Raw genomic sequence first — 6,196 nt, 5'->3', positions numbered from 1 at the left:
CCCGGCACCATCGCGCTGCGCCCCTCGACCTTCATGGCCGCCATCGGCGACTGGTGCCGCAGCTTAGGGTTGGCGGGCTTCGAGAAGCTCTATTTCCTGAACGGCCACGGCGGCAACGTCGCCACCATCGACGCGGCCTTCTCCGAGCTCTACGCGGAGGCCACCTACGCCCAGCGCAACCGCGGCTTCGCCTGCAAGCAGAAGAACTGGTGGGAGCTGAAGGGCGTCTTCGCGCTCGCCAACCGCCAGTTCCCCACCGGCCACGGAAGCCACGCCACCCCGTCCGAGATCGCGGTCACCCAGTGGGGCTATCCGGACTCGATCAAGTCGGCCAACTATGCGCCGCAGATCGCCCCCACCGGACCGATCCGCGAGGCGCTGGACTTCCGCGCCCGCTACCCCGACGGCCGCATGGGCTCCGACCCAGGCCAGGCCACCCCGGACAAGGGTGGCGAGCTGGTGTCCACGGCGGTCGCCGCCCTGATCGAGGATGTGGCGGCGTTCTCGGCCGAGGCGGCGCCGGCGTCTTAGATCCTCCCTTCGGGGGAAGTGGCGCGAAGCGCCGGAGGGGAGCTTCCTCCAAACTCCGTTGAGGACCGCCTCAGTCGGCTTCGCTGACAGCTCCCCGATGGGGAGCAACTTCACGCCGTGAACACCTCGCCGCCGCGCACCTCCACGGGCCACGACGTCAGGCGCTCGCCGACGCAGGGGGTGGTGACGCCGACGCCCTGCAGGCTGAAAAGCGCCCCGTGCCCGGCGCAGAGGATGTGGTCGCCGGCCTTGGTCAGGTAGCGGTCGTCGAAGCCCAGTGGCCAGCCGGCGTGCGGGCACTGGTCGATGAAGCCGCGCACGGCCTCGCCCTCGCGCACCACGAACCCCGCGAACAGCCGGCTGTCGGCGCGGAAGCGGAAACCCTTGGAGCCCGGGTCGGCCAGGTCGGCCACCGCGCAAAGGCGCTGGCCCGCGGCCGGACGGGCGGGATTGTCCTCAGACCTGACCAATGGACGCCCGGAAGCCGCGGATCTCGACCTGCCCGAACAGGCCGGCCAGCTGATAGGGGTCGGCGGCGTTGAACGCCTCGACCTGGGCGCGGTCCTCGGCTTCGAGGATGAACAGCGAGCCGGCCATACCGTCCGCATCGTCGAGCATGGGTCCGGCCACCTTGATCATCGCCCGGTGCTTCCCCGCATAGGCCAGGTGCGCCTCGCGGGTGGCCATCCGCAGATCGAGGGCATCGGGCTTGTCGAAACAGGCCAGGACGAAGAGCGCCATTCTATTCCTCGCGAAGGGGTCGGGAGAGCAGGCCGCGGATGGCGTCGTCGACGCCCACCTCGGCGGCCAGGATGGCGGCGGTGGCTTCGCAGATCGGGACGTCGACGCCCAGCTTCGCCGCCAGTCGCCGCACGGCAGGCGCCGAGTCGACACCCTCGGCGATCGAGAGCTTGCCCTGCAGCGCCTCGTGCAGCGACTGGCCACGGCCGATCGCCAGGCCGACGCTCATATTGCGCGACTGCGGACTGGAGCAGGTCAGCACCAGGTCGCCGAGGCCGCAGAGCCCGGCCACGGTCTCCGCCTCGCCTCCAAGGGCCACCGCCAGGCGGGTCAGTTCGGAGAAGCCGCGGGTGATCAGGGCGGCGTGCGCGCTGCGGCCGAGGCCGCGGCCCTCGACGATGCCGCAGGCGATCGCCAGCACGTTCTTGACCGCGCCGCCCGCCTCGGCGCCGATCATGTCGGTGGCGAAGTAGGGCCGGAAGGTCGGCGTGGCGATCAGTGCGGCCAAGTCCTCGGCGCAGCCTGGATCGGGGCAGGCGAGGGTGACCGCCGTGGGCAGACCCTTGGCCACGTCGCGCGCGAAGCTGGGGCCCGAAAGCACCGCGGCCTGCGCCTGAGGGATGGTCTCGGCCAGGACCTCGGTCATCAGCTTCAGCGAGCCCTGCTCGATCCCCTTGGCGCAGAGCAGCACGCGCACGCCTTCGCGGGCATGGGGCGCGAAGGCGGTCAGGGAGGCGCGCAGGTGCTGCGCCGGGGTCACCGCCAGCACCAGTTCGCTGGCGGCGAGGTCGGCGAAGTCGCTGGTCGCACGGATCGCCGGATCGAGGTCGACGCCCGGCAGGAAGCTGGTGTTCTCGTGGTCGAGGTTCACGCCGCGCACGACGTCGGGCTCCCGCGCCCAGAGAGTGGTCTCCAGCCCGGCCCGCGCGCAGACCTGCGCCAGGGCCGTGCCCCAGGCGCCCCCGCCGATCACGCCTGCTCGCGTCATGCCTTCGCACCCTTGCGGCCGGGCGCGTGCGTCGGGTTGGCGCTGGCCGCGGCTTCATCCAACGGCCAACGGGGCCGGGCGGCTGCATCGAGCGGGTCGGATATGCCGAGCGCCAGCCGCTCGGCGCCGGCCAGGGCGATCATCGCGGCGTTGTCGGTGCAATAGGCGAGCGGCGGCGCGGTGAAGGAAAAGCCGCGCGCCTCGGCCACCGCCTGCAGCCGCGCCCGCACCGCCTTGTTGGCCGCCACGCCGCCGGCCACCACGAAGCGCAGGCCCCGGCCCTCATGCGCCAGCGCGTAGGCCGCCATGGCCCGGTCGCTGCGCTCCGCCAGCTGGCTGGCGATGGCGGCCTGGACGGTGGCCGCCAGGTCGGCGCGCTCGGCGTCGGTGGTGAGGCCCTCGGCGAGCCGCGCGGCGGCGGTCTTCAGGCCGGAGAAGGAGAAGGAGAGGTCCTTGCGGCCCAGCAGCATGCGCGGCAGCTCGAAGCGGCTGGCGTCGCCGGTGGCCGCGAGCGCCTCCAGCGCCGGGCCGCCGGGGTAGGGCAGGCCCAGCGTCTTGGCGATCTTGTCGAACGCCTCGCCGGCCGCGTCGTCGATGGTCGAGCCCAGGCGGCGGCAAGCCCCGATCCCATCCACCGACAGGAGCTGGCAATGCCCGCCCGAGACCAGCAGCAGCAGGAACGGATAGTCCACCTCCGCCGCCAGCCGCGCCGAGACCGCGTGGCCCTCCAGATGGTTCACGGCGACGAGCGGCAGGCTGCGGGCCAGAGCGATCGCCTTGCCGAACGACAGCCCCACCATCACGCCGCCGACCAGGCCCGGCCCGGCGGTGGCCGCCACCCCGGTCAGCGCCTCGAATCCCACGCCGGCCTCAGCCAGAGCCTGGGCGGCGATGCTGTCGATGCTCTCCACGTGCGCCCGCGCCGCGATCTCCGGCACCACGCCGCCGAAGGGGGCATGGGCGGCGATCTGGCTGGCGATGATCGAGGAGAGGACAGACACGCTGCCGTCGGCCTCACGCCGCACCACTGCCGCGGCGGTCTCGTCGCAGCTGGTCTCCAGACCGAGTACGATTTGGGCGCCCGATGGGCTGCTTGGGGTCATCCGGTTGCCGGGGGGCGCCCGCTCCTGTAGCAGGCGCATCTGAAGTCCGCCCCGAGGTAGCCCTCCGACCGTGCCTACGCAACCGCAAGTCCGGATCGGCGCCCGCGGCTCGAAGCTGTCGCTCGCCCAGGCCGGCCACATGCAGCGCCGCATCGCCGCCGCCCTCGGCGCTGACCCCGAGGACGCCGCGGCCGTGGAGGCTTTTGCGCCGCTGGTCGTCATCACCACCACCGGCGACCGGGTTCAGGACCGCCGGCTGCTGGAGATCGGCGGCAAGGGCATGTTCACCAAGGAAATCGAGGAAGCCCTGCTCGAGGGCCGCATCGACTGCGCGATCCATTCGCTGAAGGACATGCCGGCCCTGCTGCCGGATGGCCTGTGCATCGCCGCCATCCCCGAGCGCGAGGATCCCCGCGACGCCTTCCTCAGCCACATCTGCGAAAGCCTGGAAGACCTGCCGCAGGGCGCACGGCTCGGCACCGCCAGCCTGCGCCGCCAGGCCCAATCGCTGCATCGTCGCCCGGACCTCGACGTCCAGATGCTGCGCGGCAATGTCGATACGCGGATGGCGAAGTTGGCGGCCGGCGAGGCCGACGCCATCCTGCTCGCCTACGCGGGCCTGAAGCGCCTCGGCCTGGGGAGTTTCCCGCGCAGCCTGATCGACCCCATCGAATGCCCGCCGGCGCCCGGCCAGGGCGCGCTGGCCATCGAGACCCGCCTCGGCGACCGCGCCGCCGCCTGGGTCCAGGCGATCCAGCACATGCCAACCACCGTCGCCGTCGCCGCCGAACGTGGCGCGCTCTCCGCCCTCGAAGGCTCCTGCAAGACGGCCATCGGGGCGCATGCCTGGTTCGAAGGCGCGCATCTCAAACTGATCGTCGAGGCGCTTTCGACGGACGGGAGCAGGCGTTTCCGTCACGCCGGCGAGGCGGACCTGACCGAACTCACCGATCCGCAGGCTTCCGCGAGGGACTTGGGGATGTCGCTGGGCCTGGCGGTGAAGGCTGACGCCGGCGACGCGATCGACCTCTCGCCCCTCTAGCGCGACATCCAGGGCTTCGACTTCGACGACGAGCGCGCCGCCGCCGCCTGCTCGCGCTGGAACTTGCCTCCGCGCGGCGGTTTCGGCCGCGCATCGATGGCCGCCTTCTTCAGGCGCAGCGCCCGCTGGATCGGGGTTTCGTCCTCGGGAGGGGCGGCGTCATCGGCCATGGTCAGTCCTTCGGATGGACGGCGCGCAGGCTTCGCGTGAGGTACGCAACCAGGCTCGGCGTCTCGGCGGTGCGGATGTCGCTGACGCGCCAGTGCCCCTGAACGGCGGCCAAGTCCAGCTTCACGATCCGTCGGTCGGCCGCGATTCGGAAGCGCGCCGTCGCCGTGGCGTGGCCCCCTTCGACGCCCTCGACCTTGATGTCGATCAACTTGAGGCCGCCGGAATCCTGGCAGTCGCAGATCGGATCGCCATCGAGGTCCGGGACGTCGCCCGCCGGCGTCAGTGCGATGTCGCGTCGGATCAGCCGCAGCAGCGGCGGCGCGAAGACCGAAGCGGCCTGGCGGCCCAGGTAGTCGGGCCCAGCCCCGTGGTAGGCGGCGTAGAGCCCGCGCACGAAGGCGTCCGCGGATGCCGCGCCCTGCGCGAGGGCGCCGTTCGCGACGATCAGCGCCGCCGCTGAAATCCAGCCTGCCAGGCTTCGCATGTCGCACTTCCAGCTCGTCCGAGACGGCGTAACACGGTTTGCAGAAGGTTAAGGCTCTGTCGCACAAGATGGGCCATGGCACGTCGTCGACAAAGGATCTGGATCACCCGCGCCCAACCCGGGGCGGACGCCACCGCCGAGCGGGTGCGCGCGCTGGGCCATGAGGCGGTGATTGCGCCGCTGCTGGCGGTGCGCGCCCTGCCCGACGTGCAGATCGACCTTGGCGGCGTCGCCGCGCTCGCCTTCACCAGCGCCAATGGCGTGCGCGCCTTCGCCGACATCAGCGCCGAGCGGGCCTTGCGGGTGTTCGCGGTGGGGGCGGCGACCGCCCAGGCGGCGCGGGCCGCGGGGTTTAAGCTGGTGCTCTCCGCCGATGGCGACGTGGAGGCCCTCGCCGAGGGCATCGGCCAGCGGCGCGGCGAACTGCGCGGGATCGTGCTGAACCCCAGCGCCGCCGAGCCGGCCGGCGATCTGGTGGGCGCCCTTGAGATGCAGGGCGTCAGCGCCCGCCGTATCGTCCTCTACGAGACCGCGCCCCTGACCCTCGACGCTGAAGAGGCCGCAAGGCTGGTGACCAGCGACGCAGTCCTGCTGCATTCGCCCCGCGCCGCCCAGGTGCTGGCCGCCCTGTTGAAGACAAATCCGGCCCCGAAACTCAGGGCGCTCGGCCTGTCCAAGGCCGTGGTCAAGCCACTCGCCCGCGCCAAGATCGGGCCGCGGGTGTTTCCCTCCATGCCTCTCGAAGGGGCGCTGCTGAATCTGATAGACCGCAATCCATGATCCCGCCCACCGACGTCTCAGACTTCACCGCGCCGAAGGACCCGGCCGCCTATCGCCCGCGGCCGCTGCTGGGCGCGACCTTCTGGGCGATGATCGCGCTGATGCTCCTTTGCGTCCTGGCCGGCGTGGCCATCGCCGAGCTCGGGCCGCGGTGGTTCGGACCGAAGCCGGCAGCCAGGCCGACCGAAGCGCCGGCCGCCGTGGAGCCCGCGCCCGCCGCTGCGTCCGCCCCGGTGACGCCGGCGATGGCCGCCGTCGCGCCCGCCGCGCCGGCCGCCGATGTGGCCAGGCTGGGCGCGCGCGTCGCGACGCTCGAGACCCAGCAGACCCACGCCTCCCAGGCCGCCGCCGCCGCG

General features: G+C 72.2%; 9 protein-coding genes and 1 pseudogene. 4 read left to right on the top strand and 6 right to left on the bottom strand.

Going from position 1 to position 6,196, the window contains the following annotated elements; translation table 11 throughout:
- Nucleotides 1-531, top strand: a 531-nt coding sequence (locus E8A12_RS09995; RefSeq protein ID WP_293368196.1) for a creatininase family protein, incomplete at its 5' end; no start/stop codon positions are given.
- A gap of 110 nt (nt 532-641) precedes the next feature.
- On the opposite strand, the gene E8A12_RS09990 is transcribed toward E8A12_RS09995, so the two are convergent.
- Genes E8A12_RS09990 through tsaD form a run of 4 tightly spaced genes read right to left on the bottom strand, consistent with a single transcriptional unit; the run spans nt 642 to nt 3,363 of the window.
- On the bottom strand, nt 642-1,001 hold the full coding sequence (locus E8A12_RS09990) for a Rieske 2Fe-2S domain-containing protein (RefSeq protein ID WP_293368194.1): 360 nt from the start codon (nt 999-1,001) through the stop codon (nt 642-644).
- Nucleotides 988-1,272 (bottom strand): YciI family protein, encoded by a 285-nt coding sequence (locus tag E8A12_RS09985; RefSeq protein WP_293368192.1) that lies wholly within the window; start codon nt 1,270-1,272, stop codon nt 988-990. The genes E8A12_RS09990 and E8A12_RS09985 overlap by 14 nt, the downstream gene beginning before the upstream one ends.
- Before the next feature lies 1 nt (nt 1,273).
- Entirely contained in the window at nt 1,274-2,260 is a 987-nt protein-coding gene (locus E8A12_RS09980; RefSeq protein WP_293368190.1) for an NAD(P)H-dependent glycerol-3-phosphate dehydrogenase, read from the bottom strand.
- A complete protein-coding gene (gene tsaD / locus E8A12_RS09975) occupies nt 2,257-3,363 on the bottom strand; it encodes a tRNA (adenosine(37)-N6)-threonylcarbamoyltransferase complex transferase subunit TsaD (RefSeq protein WP_293368198.1) in 1,107 nt (368 codons plus the stop codon). The genes E8A12_RS09980 and tsaD overlap by 4 nt, the downstream gene beginning before the upstream one ends.
- Before the next feature lie 70 nt (nt 3,364-3,433).
- On the opposite strand from tsaD, the gene hemC reads away from it, so the two are divergent.
- Nucleotides 3,434-4,405, top strand: coding sequence for a hydroxymethylbilane synthase (hemC, locus tag E8A12_RS09970; RefSeq protein WP_293368188.1), 972 nt, complete (start codon nt 3,434-3,436; stop codon nt 4,403-4,405).
- Here the strand turns inward: hemC and E8A12_RS09965 are convergent.
- On the bottom strand, nt 4,402-4,575 hold the full coding sequence (locus E8A12_RS09965; RefSeq protein WP_293368185.1) for a hypothetical protein: 174 nt from the start codon (nt 4,573-4,575) through the stop codon (nt 4,402-4,404). The genes hemC and E8A12_RS09965 overlap by 4 nt on opposite strands.
- Before the next feature lie 2 nt (nt 4,576-4,577).
- Entirely contained in the window at nt 4,578-5,060 is a 483-nt protein-coding gene (locus E8A12_RS09960; protein ID WP_293368184.1) for a hypothetical protein, read from the bottom strand.
- 75 nt (nt 5,061-5,135) lie between these two features.
- Between E8A12_RS09960 and E8A12_RS09955 the strand changes: the two genes are divergently transcribed.
- Both E8A12_RS09955 and E8A12_RS09950 read left to right on the top strand, forming a co-directional pair.
- Nucleotides 5,136-5,840, top strand: coding sequence for a uroporphyrinogen-III synthase (locus E8A12_RS09955; protein WP_293368182.1), 705 nt, complete (start codon nt 5,136-5,138; stop codon nt 5,838-5,840).
- Nucleotides 5,837-6,196 (top strand): annotated as a pseudogene (locus E8A12_RS09950) (hypothetical protein); the annotation flags it as partial. The gene E8A12_RS09955 and the pseudogene E8A12_RS09950, both read left to right, overlap by 4 nt.

The organism is Phenylobacterium sp. (assembly GCF_004799395.1).
GTDB lineage: Bacteria > Pseudomonadota > Alphaproteobacteria > Caulobacterales > Caulobacteraceae > Phenylobacterium.
This window is presented reverse-complemented; position numbering and strand designations above follow the sequence as displayed.

What these genes read in the sequence shown, in the direction of transcription:
- tsaD (WP_293368198.1), bottom strand. Translation starts at nt 3,363, where the DNA reads ATGACCCCAAGCAGCCCATCGGGCGCCCAAATCGTACTCGGTCTGGAG.
- E8A12_RS09955 (WP_293368182.1), top strand. Translation starts at nt 5,136, where the DNA reads ATGGCACGTCGTCGACAAAGGATCTGGATCACCCGCGCCCAACCCGGG.
- E8A12_RS09980 (WP_293368190.1), bottom strand. Translation starts at nt 2,260, where the DNA reads ATGACGCGAGCAGGCGTGATCGGCGGGGGCGCCTGGGGCACGGCCCTG.
- E8A12_RS09985 (WP_293368192.1), bottom strand. Translation starts at nt 1,272, where the DNA reads ATGGCGCTCTTCGTCCTGGCCTGTTTCGACAAGCCCGATGCCCTCGAT.
- E8A12_RS09965 (WP_293368185.1), bottom strand. Translation starts at nt 4,575, where the DNA reads ATGGCCGATGACGCCGCCCCTCCCGAGGACGAAACCCCGATCCAGCGG.
- E8A12_RS09960 (WP_293368184.1), bottom strand. Translation starts at nt 5,060, where the DNA reads ATGCGAAGCCTGGCAGGCTGGATTTCAGCGGCGGCGCTGATCGTCGCG.